General features: G+C 45.0%; 22 protein-coding genes. 14 read left to right on the forward strand and 8 right to left on the reverse strand.

What is annotated here, in order from left to right:
* Nucleotides 1–206: 206 nt before the first annotated feature.
* Complete coding sequence (locus QUF61_RS16705) at nt 207–842, forward strand: lytic transglycosylase domain-containing protein (protein WP_289682739.1); 636 nt, start codon at nt 207–209, stop codon at nt 840–842.
* A 14-nt stretch (nt 843–856) separates the two neighbouring features.
* On the opposite strand, the gene QUF61_RS16710 is transcribed toward QUF61_RS16705, so the two are convergent.
* From QUF61_RS16710 to QUF61_RS16720, 3 genes are read right to left on the reverse strand one after another with little or no spacing between them, the layout of a single operon-like run.
* Nucleotides 857–2,554, reverse strand: a complete 1,698-nt coding sequence (locus tag QUF61_RS16710) for a polyamine aminopropyltransferase (RefSeq protein ID WP_289682740.1) — start codon at nt 2,552–2,554, stop codon at nt 857–859.
* Nucleotides 2,555–2,572: 18 nt separating this feature from the next.
* On the reverse strand, nt 2,573–3,952 hold the full coding sequence (locus tag QUF61_RS16715; protein WP_289682742.1) for an HD domain-containing phosphohydrolase: 1,380 nt from the start codon (nt 3,950–3,952) through the stop codon (nt 2,573–2,575).
* On the reverse strand, nt 3,949–4,077 hold the full coding sequence (locus QUF61_RS16720) for a response regulator (RefSeq protein WP_289682743.1): 129 nt from the start codon (nt 4,075–4,077) through the stop codon (nt 3,949–3,951). Before QUF61_RS16720 ends, QUF61_RS16715 begins: the two co-directional genes overlap by 4 nt.
* 359 nt (nt 4,078–4,436) lie before the next feature.
* On the opposite strand from QUF61_RS16720, the gene mazG reads away from it, so the two are divergent.
* The 9 genes from mazG (at nt 4,437) to QUF61_RS16765 (ending at nt 11,465) form a co-directional block, all read left to right on the forward strand.
* Nucleotides 4,437–5,285: a nucleoside triphosphate pyrophosphohydrolase gene (gene mazG / locus QUF61_RS16725; RefSeq protein ID WP_289682744.1), complete on the forward strand. Its 849-nt coding sequence runs from the start codon at nt 4,437–4,439 to the stop codon at nt 5,283–5,285.
* Nucleotides 5,286–5,440: 155 nt separating this feature from the next.
* Nucleotides 5,441–5,914 carry a peptidylprolyl isomerase PrsA family protein gene (locus QUF61_RS16730; RefSeq protein ID WP_103922687.1) on the forward strand — a complete coding sequence of 158 codons (474 nt, stop codon included), beginning with the start codon at nt 5,441–5,443 and terminating at the stop codon, nt 5,912–5,914.
* A 150-nt stretch (nt 5,915–6,064) separates the two neighbouring features.
* A complete protein-coding gene (locus tag QUF61_RS16735; RefSeq protein ID WP_103922686.1) occupies nt 6,065–6,565 on the forward strand; it encodes an acyltransferase in 501 nt (166 codons plus the stop codon).
* A 24-nt stretch (nt 6,566–6,589) separates the two neighbouring features.
* Nucleotides 6,590–7,696 carry a DegT/DnrJ/EryC1/StrS family aminotransferase gene (locus tag QUF61_RS16740; protein WP_289682748.1) on the forward strand — a complete coding sequence of 369 codons (1,107 nt, stop codon included), beginning with the start codon at nt 6,590–6,592 and terminating at the stop codon, nt 7,694–7,696.
* Between the two features lie 43 nt (nt 7,697–7,739).
* Nucleotides 7,740–7,958: a hypothetical protein gene (locus tag QUF61_RS16745; RefSeq protein WP_289682750.1), complete on the forward strand. Its 219-nt coding sequence runs from the start codon at nt 7,740–7,742 to the stop codon at nt 7,956–7,958.
* On the forward strand, nt 7,955–8,209 hold the full coding sequence (locus QUF61_RS16750; RefSeq protein ID WP_289682752.1) for a hypothetical protein: 255 nt from the start codon (nt 7,955–7,957) through the stop codon (nt 8,207–8,209). The genes QUF61_RS16745 and QUF61_RS16750 overlap by 4 nt, the downstream gene beginning before the upstream one ends.
* A gap of 89 nt (nt 8,210–8,298) precedes the next feature.
* Nucleotides 8,299–8,586 carry an Asp-tRNA(Asn)/Glu-tRNA(Gln) amidotransferase subunit GatC gene (gene gatC / locus QUF61_RS16755; protein WP_103918764.1) on the forward strand — a complete coding sequence of 96 codons (288 nt, stop codon included), beginning with the start codon at nt 8,299–8,301 and terminating at the stop codon, nt 8,584–8,586.
* A gap of 175 nt (nt 8,587–8,761) precedes the next feature.
* Nucleotides 8,762–10,222, forward strand: a complete 1,461-nt coding sequence (gene gatA / locus QUF61_RS16760; RefSeq protein WP_289682755.1) for an Asp-tRNA(Asn)/Glu-tRNA(Gln) amidotransferase subunit GatA — start codon at nt 8,762–8,764, stop codon at nt 10,220–10,222.
* Nucleotides 10,223–10,439: 217 nt separating this feature from the next.
* Nucleotides 10,440–11,465: an ABC transporter permease gene (locus tag QUF61_RS16765; protein WP_103922679.1), complete on the forward strand. Its 1,026-nt coding sequence runs from the start codon at nt 10,440–10,442 to the stop codon at nt 11,463–11,465.
* 29 nt (nt 11,466–11,494) lie between these two features.
* Here the strand turns inward: QUF61_RS16765 and QUF61_RS16770 are convergent, their stop codons facing one another.
* Nucleotides 11,495–11,722 (reverse strand): DUF6812 domain-containing protein, encoded by a 228-nt coding sequence (locus tag QUF61_RS16770; protein WP_103922678.1) that lies wholly within the window; start codon nt 11,720–11,722, stop codon nt 11,495–11,497.
* Between the two features lie 164 nt (nt 11,723–11,886).
* Nucleotides 11,887–13,305 carry a glutamate--tRNA ligase gene (gene gltX, locus QUF61_RS16775; RefSeq protein WP_103922677.1) on the reverse strand — a complete coding sequence of 473 codons (1,419 nt, stop codon included), beginning with the start codon at nt 13,303–13,305 and terminating at the stop codon, nt 11,887–11,889.
* Nucleotides 13,306–13,521: 216 nt separating this feature from the next.
* Between gltX and QUF61_RS16780 the strand changes: the two genes are divergently transcribed.
* The 4 genes from QUF61_RS16780 (at nt 13,522) to carA (ending at nt 17,778) form a co-directional block, all read left to right on the forward strand.
* Complete coding sequence (locus QUF61_RS16780) at nt 13,522–13,974, forward strand: c-type cytochrome (protein WP_103922676.1); 453 nt, start codon at nt 13,522–13,524, stop codon at nt 13,972–13,974.
* 55 nt (nt 13,975–14,029) lie between these two features.
* Nucleotides 14,030–14,836 carry a hydrogenase nickel incorporation protein HypB gene (hypB, locus tag QUF61_RS16785; RefSeq protein WP_289682759.1) on the forward strand — a complete coding sequence of 269 codons (807 nt, stop codon included), beginning with the start codon at nt 14,030–14,032 and terminating at the stop codon, nt 14,834–14,836.
* Between the two features lie 8 nt (nt 14,837–14,844).
* Nucleotides 14,845–16,515 carry a thiamine pyrophosphate-binding protein gene (locus QUF61_RS16790; protein ID WP_289682760.1) on the forward strand — a complete coding sequence of 557 codons (1,671 nt, stop codon included), beginning with the start codon at nt 14,845–14,847 and terminating at the stop codon, nt 16,513–16,515.
* Nucleotides 16,516–16,626: 111 nt separating this feature from the next.
* Complete coding sequence (gene carA / locus QUF61_RS16795) at nt 16,627–17,778, forward strand: glutamine-hydrolyzing carbamoyl-phosphate synthase small subunit (protein WP_289682761.1); 1,152 nt, start codon at nt 16,627–16,629, stop codon at nt 17,776–17,778.
* A gap of 232 nt (nt 17,779–18,010) precedes the next feature.
* Here the strand turns inward: carA and QUF61_RS16800 are convergent, their stop codons facing one another.
* The 3 genes from QUF61_RS16800 to QUF61_RS18275 all read right to left on the reverse strand — a co-directional run bounded on the left by QUF61_RS16800 (nt 18,011) and on the right by QUF61_RS18275 (nt 19,030).
* Nucleotides 18,011–18,298, reverse strand: coding sequence for a HigA family addiction module antitoxin (locus QUF61_RS16800; protein ID WP_103922672.1), 288 nt, complete (start codon nt 18,296–18,298; stop codon nt 18,011–18,013).
* Between the two features lie 11 nt (nt 18,299–18,309).
* Nucleotides 18,310–18,588, reverse strand: a complete 279-nt coding sequence (locus QUF61_RS16805; RefSeq protein ID WP_289682763.1) for a type II toxin-antitoxin system RelE/ParE family toxin — start codon at nt 18,586–18,588, stop codon at nt 18,310–18,312.
* A 166-nt stretch (nt 18,589–18,754) separates the two neighbouring features.
* Nucleotides 18,755–19,030, reverse strand: coding sequence for a DUF2442 domain-containing protein (locus QUF61_RS18275; protein ID WP_407080069.1), 276 nt, complete (start codon nt 19,028–19,030; stop codon nt 18,755–18,757).
* Between the last annotated feature and the right edge of the window lie 76 nt (nt 19,031–19,106).

Below are 19,106 nucleotides of genomic sequence, written 5' to 3' on the forward strand. Positions count from 1 at the left end.
GCGTTGCCCTTGGCTATATTAATGCGCCCCGTTGGGGCTAAACAACAGGGCTTGTCCGCCCTGTATCTCGGCTTTCAGCCGCCAAATGCTCTAACCCACCCGTCTTTTAGCGGGTGGTTGTTTAGTTGTGCCATTGTAAATAGGTGGTTTCATTTTCCAAAATAAAAGGGGAATTTTCCAAGGAAAATTTCCGGGGATATTGTTCCATGTTCATCACCTTTTTAATGCACGGTTTTCAACGTCAGTCAAAAACTTTGCTGTCGGCTATTCTGTTTTCCACTGTGCTATATAGCGTTAATACCGCTGCGCAAACAACACAAGTTTACAAATATAGAGACAGTCGTGGCGTGTTACATTTAAGCACCAAACCACCCACGCCCAGCCAGCAACTCTTATCTGAACATGACTATGCACTGCCTCAAGCCCCACTGATGCCACTGCCAGGATATTCTGGTGTCAATATTGAGCAGGAAGATGATGTATTAACCAACGATCCACCGGCAATGGATCCCCATTTATTGCAAGCCATCATTGCCGTTGAATCTAACTGGAATCCCCGTGCCGTTTCACCCAAAGGCGCAACCGGCTTAATGCAGTTAATGCCGGGTACGGCAAAACAATACGGTATTACTGATTTAGAAGATCCCCTGGAAAATCTGCGCGCCGGTATTCGCCATTTTCACTATCTTATGCAGCGTTTTAATCAGGATGTGATATTGGCCTTAGCTGCTTACAATGCAGGAGAATATGCTGTTATTCGCCACGGTTATCAAGTGCCGCCCTATCCTGAAACCCAGGCTTATGTGAAAAAAGTGATGAAATTATATCTTGAGGCACGGTGAAAAAAGTCTATTGCCTAATCAAACCCCTGTGCATAATACGCCATAATCACCGGTTGCATTTTGCTATTCGGGCGCAACCAGGGGGGCGGGGTCAACATACCTTTGCCAAAGGCAAAAGCAGCGCGCATACGTTGCGGGGTCAGGTAGCGGGTTGCCACTGAAAATTCAGGCAACTGGTGCACGTTTTGTAATAACTCGTCTGGACTTTGTGCCTTATCATTCCAGGCCAGATGCCAGCCCCAGTCACCAAAACTGGGTAAATAATCGTGATAAGGCAAAACCTGAAAACCCGCGCTACGCAAGGTTTCCGCGATACATAAATACACCGCTGTGGCGCGGTAAGGACTGGTGGACTGTACGCTCAGCATGGCGTGTTTTTGCATACGTTGGCGTAAACTATAGTAAAAATCAGTGGAATATAATTTCCCCAGTTCCACGCTGCGCGGATCCGGGAAATCAATCAGTACCACATCATATAATCCCTCAGTCTGGCGCATGAACACATCAGCATCTACGGTATATACCTGTACTTTTGCCAATTCATACCATTGTTTGTCGCGCAGGCTGTTTGCCAGAGAGGATTGGCGATAAATAGTTTCCTGTTCATGAACCTTGTCTGCATTATCCGCTGGTGCAATCCTCGCTGAAACCCGCGCATCTTGAAATGCACCTTGATTGAGTTGACTAAGTAAAGGATTATCCCGTGCCTGCTTGATCATTTCCGGGTCAATGTCCACCAGGGTAATATGCTCAACATCGGGGTATTTTAAGACTTCACGCAAAGCCAGACCATCACCACCGCCCAGAATCAATACGCGCTGGCGTTGTTTAGCCAGACTCATCGGCACATGCACCAGTTGTTCATGATAAATCTGCTCATCACGGGCATCAAATTGTAAATGCCCATTGAGATACAAACGCAGGTGATCTTTGCGCTGGGTTAATACCAAATGTTGATATTTACTGGTGGTGCTAAAAACAATGGGATCTTCAAAAGTACGTTGTTCCAGCTTAAACATCCACTGCGGGCTGTAAAACAATCCCGTTCCCAAAAGCAGCAAGGCCAGCAATGCCAGTAAAAGAATCAAACGCGGCTGATGCAGCAACGGCAGGAAAAACAGTAAACCTGCCAGCGCAATCGTTACATTAAAAAGTCCCATGAGCAGGGCAATATTGGCCAGTGTGACGTGGCTGAGCAAAACATAAGTAAATAGCAAAGCGCCCAGCAGGGAGCCGACATAATCCATGCTTAAAATATCACTGAGATTGGTGCGCAGGGTTTTGGTATGTTCGCTGTTAATGCGTATCAGCAGGGGAATTTCCAAACCAATTAAAGCGCCAATGACAAAAGCCAGCGCATATAACACCAGTTCATAATTCACCAGATAAACAAAGGCAACGTAAGTCAGTAGTGCGCCAAAGCCACCCAGCAAACCCAGCAATAACTCCAGACGTAAAAACCAGTCGATTAAATGCTGCTTTAAGTTTTGTTGCGCAATCGCCCCCATGCCCATGGCAAACATCATAATGCCGATGATTACAAAAATCTGTTCATGAGAGGAACCCATGAGATTATTGCCCATCAGGCCCAGCACATACTCATAGATGATGCCGCAAGTACCCATCACCAGCATGGAAAGGGCGAGAAATAAACGTGTAAAACGAAAATGGGCAGGTATTGGGGTCGTGTTCTGGTTCAGTGTCTGATTCAATCTATTGCGTAACTCCGCTTAATTATCGAGAATGAATATTTTAGTATCTTGTTGATACAGGCTTAATACGGCATCCACAACTTCCGGCGCATAACGCAGACCACGTTGACTGTGTACTTCTTCAATTGTCGCTTCCATGGTTTTTGCTGGACGGTAAGGGCGGTGGGAAACCATGGCTTCAATCACATCAGCAACTCCCAGAATATGGCCTTCAGGCAATATTTCGTTGCCTTTCAGTCCCAGTGGATAACCTGAACCATCATATCTTTCCTGATGTTGGCGTACCATCTCGGCTACGGGCCAGGGGAATTTGACTTCTTTAACAATATCATAACCCACTTGTGGATGGCTGCGTATCAGTTTCATTTCCAGTTTGCTGAGCACGCCTGAGCGATTGAGGATTTCAGCAGGAATATAAATTTTACCTATATCATGAATCAAACCACCGAGGTAAAGCCCTTGGATACGTTGGCTGGACCAGCCCATTTGGGTGGCGATAATAGTTGCAATTTTAGCCACCCGTTTCTGGTGACCTGCGGTATAAGGATCGCGTTTTTCCAGGGTTAAAGCCATGACTTCTACAGTCTGAAACAAGGTTTGCCGTTGTTGTTCGAGGTAATGCTTACGCTGCGCTTCCGCTTCCAGACGTTCACTGATATCGCGCATGGAGGCAACGACCTTGCGCTGCCCCGATTGCCGATAACTGCCCAGAGAAATTTCCACCCGCACCAGTGTGCCATCTTTGTGTTGCAGTGCCTGATCTGGAATGCTGACACGCTCTTTGCGCTGAATATCATCAACCAATAAAGCCTGAATTTGTTGTGGTGTGCAGCACAGTTGCGTAATACCACAGAATATTAATTCATTTTGCGTGTAGCCCAAGAGTTCCCGCATGGCCTGGTTGGCATCTTCAACTTGAAACGTCTCAGCATCAAACACCAGCACCGCATCTGATTCACCTTCAAATAAACCCCGGTAACGCTGCTCATTATCACGTAATTCTTCCATTAATTGCTGACGTTCAATCGCGTAGCGAATGGCATGACTGAGCAAAATGCCATTAAGCTGATCTTTGAGCAAATAATCCTGTGCACCAAGCTTGACAGCCTGATTTGCCTGCGCTTCGTTGCAATTTCCGGTTAATACCACAATTGGCAGCGTTGCCGAGTGTTCAAATATATATTGAATCGTCTGTAAGCCCTGACTGTCTGGCAGACTCAGATCCAATAAAATAATATCAAATTGCCTGGTTTTTAATTGCTCAAGCGCTGAGGCAAGGTGCTCACATATTTTTAAATCAGCAATCTCTAAAGCAGCATCGATTAACATCTCCTGAATCAATTGCGCATCATCCGGGTTATCTTCAACCAGCATGATATGTAGTGCATCTGTGCTCATGCCTGATGCTCCTGTGGCAGACACGCAATTATAAACCAGGATTTTTCAATCATGTTCATGACTTCAATAAAGTCATCTAAATCCAGTGGTTTGCTGATAAAGCAATTTGCCTGTAAATGATACACTTTCTGTATATCCTGCGCTGCTTGCGATATGCTGAAAACCATCACGGGAATATATTATAAATGTGCATCTTGTTTAATCTCTGCTAATACTGCATGACCATCTTGCTTAGGTAGGTGCTCAGGTCTGGGTGACATAATGTAGTATAGCAGGTCTCTTGATGCAGCATTTGCATGGCCTGCTCAGCATCTTCAGCAACCTGGAAATCAACTGTTAACTTGTTTGGTGTATTGTCCTGATTTCCATAAAACTTTAACCGGTGTTACGCTAATGCTTTTTTTTTCGCAGGTTTTGAAAATTTGAAATACGAAAAAACTGCCTTTGCTCCACGCTGGTTTTCATTACTTAAGGCCCTTTATTCATGTCATCAAACACACCTCCCAAGTCTCCCGTTAATCCTCATGATCCTCGCCACAGCCAAGCGCTGCAACGCTTATTAACCATCATGAATGAATTACGCGAGCAATGTCCCTGGGATCGGAAACAAACTTTTGCAAGCTTGCGGCATTTAACCATAGAAGAAACCTATGAATTAGCGGATGCCCTGCTGGAAAAAGACAGTGAAGAAATTCGCAAAGAGTTGGGCGATCTCATGTTACATTTAGTATTTTATGCCCGCATTGGCGCGGAACAGGGGCAATTTGACATCAGCGATATTATCAATGGTGTCTGTGATAAGTTAATTGCACGGCACCCACATGTTTATGGTGATGTCCAGGCGGATGATGAAGCAACCGTTAAACGTAATTGGGAGTTGCTAAAACTAAAAGAAAAAGGGGATAAACCGGGAGGTGTGTTAGACGGTGTACCCAAAGCACTGCCCGCAATGATCAAAGCCTGGCGCATTCAGCAAAAAGTGCATGGCGTTGGTTTTGACTGGGATAATGCACACCAGGTCTGGGATAAGGTGAATGAAGAACTGGCAGAGTTTTCCGAACACATTGACAAAGCAGCACAACCCACCGCAACGGAAGCAGCAAGCGATGAATTTGGTGATATCCTGTTTAGCCTGATCAATTATGCGCGTTTTGTTGGCATAGACCCGGAAGCGGCATTGGAAAAAACCAACCTTAAATTCACCCGTCGTTTTCAAACACTGGAAAAAAATGTGGCAGAAAATGGACAGCAACTTTCAGCACTGGATATTGATACCCTGGAAACTTATTGGCAAGCAGCAAAGACACAGGAAAAAGACACAGGAAACTGCTGAATAATGAGCTATGTTATTACACCAGTCCATACGCCAGCCTACTTGGTTAAAGACACGGTTACACTATCTTAGCGTGTTAACATTTTAAATGCTGGATTTTAAAGCACTTAAAATCTATTGTTATCGATTATTTAATACACATCAAGGAACCCTCAATGAAACATTCAATCATCATTACCGCTGCAATCAGTACGCTATTATTAACCGCCTGCGAGAAAAAAACAGCACCTGCCACACCTGCTCAAACGCAGGTTGCCAGCTTATGTGCTGCGGATGAAAAAGTTTTATTCAGTTGCCAGAGCAATGAAAATAAATTGCTGTCCGTATGCGCGTCACAGGATCTCAGCGCCAGTAATGGTTATGTGCAATACCGCTATGGTGCAAATGCCAATGCCGTGGAAAAAACTTTTCCTGAAACACGCAATCAAACCCAGACTGCATTTCAATACCAATCCGGTCTGTTGAGCTTCAAAAATGGCAGCATTACTTACCAAGTATACAATCAAGGCGGCGTCGCGGGTGTCAGAACATCATGGGCCAAAGATGCCAAGCGTAATAAGAATTTGGCTTGCATGGGAACTGTGACAGATAATTTAAGCGAATTAAGCGGCGTATTACGCTCTAAATAAATACATTCCCAAGCTATTATTATTAAACGGGTGTGAATCAACATAAGCAAAACTTGTGTTGATTCACACCCGTTATTATTTTCATTGACACTGCCTTATTGAAACGGATACCATCGTGACCGGAGAATTTTGTCCCAACAGGAATGATTAATGACTCAGCAGGCAGATCCTAAAAAAAGCATTGCGCCGGATGTTAAATTAGGCGAAAACGTTAAAATTTTTGATTTTACCAATCTCTATGGTTGTGAAATTGGTGATAACAGCAAAATTGGCACCTTTGTGGAAGTACAAAAAGGCGTCAAAATCGGCAAAAACTGTAAAATTTCCAGCCACAGTTTCATTTGTGAAGGCGTACATATTGAAGACAATGTTTTTATCGGTCACAATGTCACGTTTATTAACGATCTTTACCCACGCGCAACCACAGAAGATGGTGGCTTGCAGACGGAAGCGGATTGGCAATGCGTCAACACGCGCATCGGTCAAGGCGCTTCGATTGGCTCCAGCGCAACCTTGCTAGGTGGCATTCAGATCGGTGAGCAAGCAATTGTAGGTGCCGGTAGCATGGTAACCAAAGATGTACCCGCTTTTTCCATCGTCGCAGGAAATCCTGCGCGTGTATTACGTAAAATCAGCCCTAAGCCTGAATAATTTTTAACAGGAAACCAAAATAACATGAATGTCCCTTTTCTTGATCTAAAAGCACAATATGCCAGTCTTCGTGAAGAAATTGCTCCAGCCCTGCAAGGCGTATTGGACAATACCGCTTTTGCTGGCGGGCCTTATGTTGCCGCATTTGAAAAAAACTTTGCCAGCTATTGTCAGGCAGAACATGCCGTGGGCGTGGGCAGTGGCACCGAGGCGTTATGGGTGGCATTGCTGGGATTGGGAATTGGTCCAGGTGATGAAGTCATCACCGCAGTAAACACCTTTATTGCCACCGCAGAAGCAATTAGTTTCACGGGTGCAACCCCGGTGTTTGTGGATGTTGATGCCGATAGTTTTAATATTGATGCCAACTTGATTGAAGCGGCGATTACCGATAAAACCAAAGCCATTATTCCCGTGCACCTCTATGGTCAGATGGCGGATATGGATCCCATTATGGACATTGCCAAACGCCATAATCTGCATGTGATTGAAGATGCCGCGCAAGCACATGGCGCAGAATATAAAGGCAAACGCGCAGGTTCTATGGGTACGGCGGGTTGTTTCAGTTTCTATCCGGGTAAAAATCTGGGTGCGTATGGGGAAGCGGGCGCTGTGGTGACACAGGATGCCGAACTTGCCACAAAAATGCGTAATTTCCGGGATCATGGTCAAGCCAAAAAATACCATCACGGCATGGTGGGTTGGAATGCGCGCATGGATGGCTTCCAGGGTGCGGTGCTGGATGTCAAACTCAAGCATTTGCCAGACTGGAATCAGGCGCGGCACAATCACGCCAGACTTTATAATGAATTATTCGCAGGCGTGGATGGCGTGACCACACCCAAAGAAATGCCGTTTACCGATACCCATGTGTATCATATTTACCCAATTTTAGTCGCGCAGCGTGAAGCATTGATGGCCTTTTTGCAGGAACAGGGTATTGCCAGCGGTATTCATTACCCAATTCCTTTGCATTTACAGGATGCTTACGCAGCAATGGGTCATAAGGCAGGTGATTTCCCCGTTGCGGAAAGGCTTTGCGCCAGCCAGGTGTCACTGCCGATGTTTGCGGAATTGACTGAGAATCAGATTAAACAAGTCGTTGCCGCAGTGCAGCAGTTTATGGATTAGGCAAAATACGCAAACGCTTAAAACAACGATGGAAGGGATGATAATGACGATAACAAATGCTGAGTCTGAAATAGAATTCCTGGAAAATAGAATTGCAAAACTGGATAATGATTCATTTTCAAAACTTCGAGAATGGTTTATTGAGTTTGAGCATACACGTTGGGATAAAAAACTCGAAGCAGACTCTAATGCTGGAAAACTTGATTTTCTCATTGATTCGGCAATTGCCGAGCATAAAGCCGGAAAAACGAGAGATTTGTGAACCATAAGGCAGCTTCAAGTTTTTGGGACGGTTATAACAAACTTCCAGCGAATGTTCGTAAACTTGCAGATAAAAATTTTCAATTATTGAAATATGATGCTTCTCACCCATCATTGCAGTTTAAGAAAGTTGGTAAAGTATGGTCAGCTAGAGTTGGTTTACATTATCGTGCAATTGCGATACCGATTGATGATGGTTTTTTGTGGATTTGGCTTGGTACTCACGCAGAGTACGATAAACTGCTTGCCTGATCGAACAATACCCCAAACACCTGATATTTTGTACATGTTAAGTAATGCTGTGTTAGCAGTAGAAATTTATACAAGGAAACCTTTTTACAATGTCACTTGATAAAGCAGCCGTTGAAAAAATTGCCCATCTTGCACGCATTTCTCTTAGTGCAGAAGATGTACCGCATTATACCCAAGACCTGTCTAATATTCTGGACTTGGTTGAACAAATGAGTCAGGTTGACACCTCTGACATCACGCCGATGGCGCATCCCTTAGATGCCAATGCACGTCTGCGTGAAGATGAAGTGAAAGAAACCGATCAACGTCAGGCTTTCCAGAGTATTGCGCCGCAAGTGGAAGCAGGGGTTTATCTAGTGCCTAAGGTGATTGAGTGAACCTGAGTTCGACGTAAGGTTTCTTAAGGAAAAGTGCTCAAACTCAGCACCTACTATCAAGAACTTAGTGTGAGGCGGCACCGGCTTTCACCGCTTTTGGCAGTGAATGAAGCTTACGCCAAACTCAGGTTATTTATTTCTTCTTTTGTATTCAAAATAAAGTACACACAGTCTTATGCATAACAAAACGCTTGTAGAACTCTCCCAATCCCTGCAAACTGGGGAATTTTCCAGTGTTGAATTAACTCGGCATTATCTGCAACGCATTCAACAATATGATTCAGCGCTTAACAGCTTTATCACGGTCACTGAAGATCGGGCGCTTGCGCAGGCAGAAGCAGCGGATCAACAAATTGCCGCAGGCAATGTCGGCCCCTTAACCGGCATCCCCATGGCGCATAAAGATATTTTCTGCACTGAGGGCGTTAAAACCTCCTGCGCCTCAAAAATGCTGGATAATTTCATTGCACCGTATAACGCAACTGTGGTGGAAAAACTCAATGCTGCCGGTATGCCGATGTTGGGTAAAACCAATATGGATGAGTTTGCCATGGGTTCTTCCAATGAAAACAGCTTTTACGGGCCAGCGCATAACCCCTGGGATACCGGGCGCGTACCTGGTGGCTCTTCCGGTGGCAGCGCCGCTGCGGTTGCTGCGCGTTTGACCCCGTTTGCGACTGCTACCGATACCGGCGGTTCGATTCGCCAGCCTGCCGCCCTGTGCGGTATTACTGGCTTAAAACCTACTTATGGGCGGGTGTCCCGTTATGGCATGATCGCTTTTGCCTCCAGCCTGGATCAAGGCGGCACCATGACCGTGAATGCTGAAGATGCTGCCTTGGTATTAGAGGCAATGGCAGGTTTTGATGAGCGCGATTCCACCTCGCTGGAGCAAGCCGTACCTAATTATTCCAGCACCCTCAATGATAGCCTGGAAGGGCTGAAGGTTGGTCTGCCCAAAGAATTTTTCACTGACGATTTAAATCCTGAAATCCGCAGTGTTTTGGATGAAGCAATTAAAGTGCTGGAACAACAGGGCGCGAAAATACAGGAAATCAGCCTGCCGAATACCGGGCTTGCCGTGCCAACTTATTATGTGGTTGCCCCTGCGGAATGTTCTTCCAACTTATCCCGCTTTGACGGTGTGCGTTTTGGTTATCGCTGTGATAATCCCAGCGATCTTGAAGACCTCTACAAACGCTCACGCGGCGAGGCTTTTGGCGCAGAAGTGAAACGCCGCATCATGATTGGTACTTACGCCTTATCTGCTGGTTATTACGATGCCTATTATCTGAAAGCACAACAGATTCGCCATCTTATCAGTGAAGATTTTAAACAGGCATTTAATGAAGTCGATGTGATTTTAGGCCCGGTTTCCCCATCCACTGCTTTTAAGCTGGGTGAGAAAACCGATGATCCCGTGAGTATGTATTTATCTGATATTTATACGCTGTCACTTAATCTCGCAGGTTTACCGGGCATGTCAATTCCGGCAGGCTTCAGCGCGGAAAAATTACCTGTGGGCATGCAACTGATTGGTAATTATTTTGATGAGGCGAAGTTGCTGAATGTTGCACACCGTTTTCAGCAGGAAACTAACTGGCATCAAAGCGCACCTGAATTGGTTGAGGGTTAATGGCTTTTCTCTCGTTCCCAATCTCCAGGTTGGGAATGTAGCGCTTGGTAACGAGGGATGGTCATGATGTGTATTCAGTGGGCCTTGCCTATTCAGCGTTCTTCTACGGTTTCAGCGGCTTTATTAAAATGAGATTTTTTAGCCGCAGAGTTACCAGCAAATAATATTGGTCGTAAACCATAATTGATATTTCGTACCTTTAAATGAATTTTACATAATGAGTTCGCAAATTCCGCCCGCCCGCCGTGCCTGGTTGCGCTTTAAGGCCAACCGGCGCGGTTATATCAGTTTATGGATATTCACCATCCTGTTTATCCTGAGCCTGTTTGCCGAAGTGCTCAGCAATGATAAACCCTTGCTGATTTATTATCAGGATCAGTATTATTTCCCCTTATTCAAAAGCTACCCGGAAACTGTATTTGGTGGTGATTTTGAAACCGAAACCGATTACCACGATCCCTATATCACGACCAAGTTAAAAAGCGATGGCAACTGGATCGTCTACGCCTTAAATCCCTACAGCAATAACACCATTAATTACGCGTCACAAAGCCCCCACCCCGCCCCACCCTCCTCGGAAAACTGGCTGGGCACTGATGATCGTGGACGGGATGTGTTAGCACGTTTGATTTATGGTTTTCGCTTGTCGGTTTTATTTGCCTTTGCGCTCACCCTGATAGGCACTATCGTCGGTGTGATTGCAGGTGCGTTGCAGGGCTATTTGGGTGGGCGTTTTGATTTAATCATGCAGCGTTTTATTGAGGTTTGGGGTTCCATGCCCGAACTTTATCTGCTGATTATTTTTGCCTCAATTTTTAATCCCAGCATTCTGTTACTGGTGATTTTATTGTCTTTATTTGGCTGGATTGGTCTGGCGGATTATGTGCGCGCTGAATTTTTGCGTGGACGCAATATGGAATATGTTAAAGCGGCGCGGGCTTTGGGCGTGTCTAATGTCAAAATCATGTGGCGGCACCTGTTACCCAATGGCTTAACCCCGGTACTGACCTTTTTGCCATTTCGTATCAGTGGCGCAATCACCGCCCTGACCAGCCTGGATTATCTGGGGCTTGGCGTACCGCCCACCACGCCTAGCCTGGGAGAGTTATTAGCCCAGGGCAAGGCGAATCTTACTTCCTGGTGGCTGTCTTTTTCGACATTTTCGGTATTGGTTGGCACCTTGATTTTACTGATTTTTATTGGTGAAGCGGTGCGCGAAGCCCTGGATAGCAGGCGCGGATAATCGGGGAGTAAGATATTCAATCATCCCGTTTAAGATTTAATTTCCGTTGCCCGCACGATATGATTTTTATTCAGTAGATGCGTTACCTGTTTGCTGTCCATCAGGGCAATAAAGGTTTTTTTCGGATTATTCAGAAAATCTGAAAGCCGATTATCCCTGGCGATCACAAACATGCCTTCTAACACCGTACCATCGTGTAATTCTACTCGCACCGGGACTTTTTTCCAGGCACTTACCGTACCAATGGTTCCAGTCATTTTTTGCCTCCATTTAATAAACAATACTGGTAAAAGCAGTACCAGATAATACCCTTTGTTTTCGTTTCGGGAATGCCCGACAGGGCTTTCCCGAAACCTTGATCCGATGCTCTGGGGAATTTGCCAAGCGCCATTCCCAAAGCGGAATCAAAACCAGTATCAAATTAATTGACGCTGCCGTTTTCCCGCAATGCCGTTAAAACATATTGCAGACGCTGCAAGCTGCGTTCCCGCCCAATCAACTCAACCGTGACATCAATGGGTGGTGAAATCGCGCCGCCTGTTACTGCAACGCGCAAAGGCTGTGCCAGTTTGCCCAGCTTCAGTTCAAAGGCTTCCGCAGTCTGGATAATACATTCATGAATGGGTTCTGCCTGCCAGGTTTGCAACTGTTCTAATTTCTCGGTTAAAGCCGTCAGTGGTTCAATAATCGTGGGCTTCAAATTTTTCTTAGTGGGTTTTTCTACATACTCCAGCGTATCGCGATAGAAAAAATGACTATTTTCCGCCATTTCCCGCATGGTTTTTGCGCGTTCCTGCTGAATGACCACGACATCTTTCAGCGCCGGCCCCGTACTGGTATCAATGTTTAATTGCTCACGCAAATGCCAGCCCAGGATGTCCGCCAACGCTTCAGGCTCTGCATTTTTAATATAATGCTGATTTAACCATTGTAATTTTTCAGTATTAAATGCAGAAGCGGCACGATTAACGGCGCTGATGTCAAATAATTCAATCATTTCTTTAATGGAAAAAATTTCCTGATCACCATGAGACCAGCCCAGGCGCACCAGATAATTTAACACCGCTTCCGGTAGATAACCTTCTTCTTTATATTGTAAAACGCTGACCGCACCGTGACGTTTGGACAGGCGTTGTCCATCATCACCTAAAATCATCGGTACATGGGCGTAGGCTGGCGGCGTTGCGCCTAAAGCCCGCAGGATATTAATTTGCCGAGGTGTATTATTAATATGATCATCACCACGAATCACATGGCTGATGTTCATATCCATATCATCCACCACCACGGTTAAATTATAGGTGGGGGTACCATCAGCACGGGCGATAATCAAATCATCCAGTTCCGCGTTTTGTATGCTGATCGGGCCTTTAATCAGGTCTTTGAAAATCACTTCACCATCGCGAGGGTTCTTAAACCGAATAACCGGCTCTACGCCTGCTGGCGGGGTTTCCTGACTATCGCGCCATTTACCGTTATAGCGTGGTTTTTCCTTACGCGCCTTTTGTGCTTCGCGCATCTCATCCAATTCTTGTTTAGAACAATAACAATAATACGCCTTGCCCTCATCCAGCAACTGCTGAATTACCGCTTTATAACGCTCAAAGCACTGGGTTTGATAAAACGGCCCTTCATCTGCATCCAGCCCCAACCAAGCCATGCCCTCCAAAATAGCATCAACGGATGCCTGGGTTGAGCGTTCGCGATCCGTATCTTCAATACGCAAAACAAATTGACCGCCGTGTTTACGGGCGTATAACCAGGAATATAAAGCGGTGCGAACCCCACCAATATGTAAATAACCGGTAGGGCTGGGGGCGAATCGGGTACGTAAAGTCATTGTGTTTTTTTACTCTATCACTATTAAATAGCCAGATGACTGCATCTAGTCTCATGAAACATAAGTGTGCTGATTATACCCTTATTCCTGCTTCACCAACAAATCAAACGCCAACCACTCAAAACCCGATGCTAATTGTTTATCAAAAAAGTATCCCCATTAATTGAACTCAGGTTAAAATAAGCAGGATTTTTCTTATATTGGAGAGAGGAAATTATGATGATAAAAAAAATATTACTAATGACCGCCAGCCTGACTCTTCTAAGCAGCAATGCCATTGCAGAAGAAATTGATGCAGAGGCTTATATCAAATACCGCGAACACCTGATGGAGAATGCAAAACACCATGCCAAAGGTATTGCTAATATTCTCAAAGGCAAGTTACAGCTTAAAGATAACCTGTTGCATCATGCGCGTGCCTTACATGAAGTCAGTCAGATGTTCTCTAGCGCATTTCCCGAAGGTTCTGATTTTGGCGAAACCAGTGCAAAATCTGGTGTCTGGGAAAATAAAGCAGACTTTAACAAAGCGGCAAAAAATAATCAGCAAGCCACGGCAGCTTTAGTCACAGCCGCAGAATCGGGTGATTTAAAAAATATAGGCAATGCAATGGCTGAAGTTGGCAAGTCATGTAAAGCCTGTCATAAGGAATATCGTAGCAAAAAATAATCATGCTAGAGACGTAGCACTGCTACGTCTCTACAGTGCAAGGAGAAAAAGGTTTATGTGTGATACTTGCGGTTGTATGGTAACAGATGGCAACCGGCACTTGATTGAAGCCGGAAATAAAGCGGATGATAAAGCAGCAAATGGTAGCGCCATTGAAGTGCTCAGCCATTTATTGGATGAAAATGATCATATCGCCGCGCATAATCGTGAACATTTTGACGGTCATCAGGTATTAGTGATTAACCTCATGTCCTCACCAGGATCGGGGAAAACCAGCCTGCTGGAAGTGACGATTCAACAACTCAAAGAACAATACCGGATTGCGGTGATTGAAGGTGATCTGGAAACGGAGAATGATGCCGCCCGTATTCGCGAGCATGGCGTGCCTGCCGTGCAAATTACCACCGGCACGGCCTGTCATCTGGATGCGCATTTAGTACATCGCGCAGTACACCAGTTAAATTTGGATGACATCGATATTTTATTTATTGAAAATGTGGGTAATCTGGTGTGTCCTGCCAGCTTTGATTTAGGCCAGCATTATAATGTCACTTTGTTGTCTAGCACAGAAGGGGATGATAAACCTGCAAAATACCCGGTTATTTTTCGTGCAGCCGATGTCGTGTTAATCACCAAGTCCGATTTGCTGGAAGTTTTAGGTGATTTTTCACCACAACAAGCGCAATCCCATCTGCGTAACCTGGCAAATCCCGCCCCCATGCTGACACTTTCCTCCCGTAGCGGCGCAGGTTTGGAAACCTGGCTGGATTGGCTGCATCAGGCCCGTGAGCAACAACAAAGCCGCGTAAAAACAGGCGTATCCAGGAAACCTGCTATACAAGCTGAGCGCATTACTGCTTAAAACACTTTATGAAAATCGCAGTCAGTCAACTTATCGTAAAATTTATCGAGCGCCTGGGCATCAACACCATATTTGGTATGCCGGGCGCGCATATCCTGCCGGTTTATGATGCTTTATATGATTCCAAAGTGCAGAGCGTTTTAGCCAAACACGAACAAGGCGCGGCGTTTATGGCCGGTGGTTATGCCCGGGCCTCTGGCAAAATTGCTGCCTGCATTACCACCGCAGGGCCTGGTGCCACCAATCTGGTGACCGGAATTGCCAATGCCTATGCTGATAAACAACCCATTTTGGTCATCACTGGCGAAACTTCAACCCATATTTTTGGCAAAGGGGGTTTGCAGGAAAGCTCAGGTGAAGGCGGCAGCATTGATCAAAACGCCTTGTTTCAGGGCATTACCCAATATAATAAAATTATTGAGCGCACGGATTACCTTGCCAATGTACTCAATCAGGCGGCAAAAATATTATGTGCCCCAAATTCCGGGCCGGTGTTGTTGAGTTTTCCATTTAATGTACAAAACGAAATGGTTGACACCGAAATTCTGGAGCAGATTAATATTCCAATCAATCAGGCGCACAAGGCACAGGAAGATCCCGCCTTGTCTGCCTGTTATGAATTGCTCATGGCTGCAAAGCGTCCCGTTATCGTCGCGGGTTATGGTTGCATACAAGCGGGTGCGCAAACCTTGCTGACCACGCTGAGCGAAACTATGAACATTCCGGTATGCAGCAGCTTAAAAGGCAAGGGCGCAATCAGCGAACAATCACCGCTGGCGTTGGGCAGCCTGGGGGTCACTTCTTATTCCCCCGCTTATCAATACCTGGTTGAACAATCCGATTTACTGATTTTGCTGGGTGCCAGCTTTAATGAACGCACCAGTTATTTATGGGATAAAAAACTGCTGGGTAATAAAAAAATTATTCAGGTGGATAAGGACTATGCGCAACTGGAAAAAGTTTTCCAGGCGGATATTACCTTATGTGGTGATATTAAAACAGTACTGCAAAGTTTGTTAAACAAAATCAAAGTCCAGCAGGTACAGCCTAAACGATTTGATTTACAAACACAGCCTCAGACTAGCGACAATACAGAACGGGTTGATAATAAGGCTGCTTTACAAAAGCAGTTTCCTTTGATAGCCAGTTTTTTTAAACAACTGGCTTTGTATTTTCCCAAAGGCATACAGGTATTTGACGATAACATTATTTTTGCGCAAAACTTTTTTCAGGTATCCAAAGATAACCGCTATTATCCTAATTCCGGTATTTCCTCATTAGGCCACGCCATTCCCGCTGCAATCGGAGCACGTTTTGCCGTGGACAAGCCCAGTTTTGTCATTATCGGTGATGGTGGTTTTCAAATGTGCTGCATGGAAATCATGACTGCCGTGAATTATCAAATCCCTGTCACCATTGTGATGTTAAATAATGCCACAATGGGGCTGATCCGAAAAAACCAGACCCAGCATTATCAAAAACGCTTTATTAATTGTGATTTCATCAATCCTGACTATCAGGCCTTAGCGGCATCTTTTGGCATAAGCTACACAAAACTCAGCCAAAATACAGATATTCAAGCCTTGTTTAAGGACAAAGCTTTGGGGAAACAGACTCAATTAGTTGAAATCGAACTGGACAAAGATAATTTTCCAGGATATTCCTCTGGTAGAGCATAAGCTGTGCTTGCTGCTTTGCTCACTACACCTTAAAATACGCACTGATAAACTCATTTTTATAACATTTATGGGTTCCTGATTTTCAGAAGCCCCCCTGCAAGGAGAAGATACTTGCGATATCCCGCAGTGCTGGCGCTGGCTGATGGTAGCGTTTTTCATGGTGAATCCATCGGTATTGGTGGTCAAAGTGTTGGTGAAGTGGTCTTTAATACCGCGATGAGTGGCTATCAGGAAATCCTGAGCGATCCCTCTTATGCGCGCCAACTGGTGACTTTAACCTATCCCCACATCGGTAATACCGGCACCAATGCCGGTGACAATGAATCTGACCGCGTTCATGCTGCCGGTTTGATTATTCGTGACATGCCGATTTTAATGAGTAACTGGCGCGCTGAAGAAACGCTGGAAACCTGGCTGGAAAAAAATCAACTGGTTGCCATCAGCGGTATTGATACCCGCCGTCTGACGCGCATTTTGCGGGAAAAAGGCGCGCAAAGTGGCTGCATTATGGCGCAGGAATACCCTGATATAAAACTGGAAGAAGAAGCCGCAATTGCCGCAGCGCGTGAATTTGCCGGTTTGCAGGGCATGGACTTGGCAAAACAAGTCAGTACCGAAACCCCTTATGATTGGCAGCAAACGGTCTGGCAGTTAGAAGGCAATGCCGCAGGTGAAGCCCAGCCTGAAAAATATCATGTAGTGGCTTATGATTTTGGGGTCAAACATAATATTCTGCGTCTGCTGGTGGATCGCGGCTGCAAGGTTTCCGTGGTACCCGCGCAAACCCCCGCATCCGAAGTCTTAGCCATGCAGCCTGACGGCGTATTTCTGTCTAACGGCCCCGGCGATCCTGAACCTTGTGATTATGCGGTAGAATCGATTCAAACTTTATTAGCCGCAAAGATGCCGATGTTTGGTATTTGCCTGGGTCATCAATTATTATCCCTGGCCTGCGGCGCGCAAACCCTGAAAATGAAATTCGGGCATCATGGTGCCAATCATCCAGTACAGGATCTGGATTCCAAACAAGTGATGATCACCAGCCAGAATCATGGTTTTGCAGTAGATGAAAACAGTCTGCCGGAAACCTTGCGACCGACGCACCGATCTTTATTTGATGGTTCCCTGCAAGGCGTGGAACACACCAGCGTACCAGCGTTTGGTTTTCAGGGACACCCTGAAGCCAGCCCAGGGCCGCATGATGTGGTGGGGTTGTTTGACAGGTTTGTGCAGTTGATGGATGGCAAGACCGAAGCTGAGTAGGGTGGGCGAAATGCCGCCACAATGTTTGTTTTTGGTATGATGTTTATCGGCATTTTGCCCACCAATTGCCTATCAATTATCGTTGATTTGGGAAATGGTGGGCAAAATCCGTGTAGGTTTTGTGCAAGAACAAAGGTTAGTGGATGGATTTTGCACACCCTACCGCCTTGCTCTGCTAACCGTAGAGAGCAACAGCGACCGAAGGTTCAGTTGCAGCAATTTGTTATATCCTTTATGCAGCAACCAACTGAGTTACATGAAGTTCATCACGATGTAATTCAGCCTGCCAAAGATCGTATTGGGACTGTTGGTTTATCCAGCTTTCTGATGAAGTATTAAATGCTATAGATAAACGAATAGCCATTTCAGGACTTATACCTGCTTTGCCATTAATAATACTTGATAATGTTTTACGGCTAACACCAAGTCCTTTGGCTGCATCAGTAACTGTGATGCCAAGAGGAACAAGACACAGTTCTTTTATTATTTCACCTGGATGTGGTGGATTATGCATTAGCATTTTATTTTTCCTCAGTGATAGTCTTCATAATTAACTATTTCTGCTTCATTACCATTAAAACGAAATGTTACTCGCCAGTTACCGCTTACTCTAACTGACCAAATATCAGATCTATTTCCAGATAGAGAGTGCAAAAATAAACCAGGTAATTTCATATCTTCTGGTGCCACGGCAGCATTAAGACGACCCAAAATTAGTTTAAGTTGTTTTGAATGTTTTACTTGAACACCAGATGTTCGTCCAGTGTTAAAAAATAACTCCAAGCCTTTATGTTTAAAACTTTTTATCATTTATAGAGTGTAACTAGTAACGTATCAAGTTGCAAATTTTTTAGATATAACGCCTAAGCTCAGTGGCGGATTGCCGCCACATAGCATGAGAAAAAACGAGAGCCCATCCGGTGGCAAGCCGTCTGCTGGAGCGCAAAGTTAGGCTTATTTGTTGGAAATGGAGGTTTCATAAATTATTTGTTACCGAATCTAAATACAACGTATCAGGACAAATATCTTGCTCATGAGGCCATGCCACTGTTCCATCAATCACTTTTGCCTTATTGAAATAATGCTTATCTTTCAGTTCCTTAAATACACCAAAATTAAGAAGGCTGTTACAGTCATAGCGTTTTTTTTCACCATTGGTAAAAATAATATCAAGTTTATAATTATCAGTGGTTGAGACTTTACTTAGGAGTGAGGATAAAATAAATACAGAAACTGGGCGCAGGATTTTTATTCATTTTCAAGGCGTGAAAACAGGCGCATAGCAAGCTATGTAACTGTTTTCGGAACGCAGAAAATGGAGAAAAAGA

It is taken from the genome of Candidatus Venteria ishoeyi, assembly GCF_030378065.1.
Taxonomy (GTDB): domain Bacteria; phylum Pseudomonadota; class Gammaproteobacteria; order Beggiatoales; family Beggiatoaceae; genus Venteria; species Venteria ishoeyi.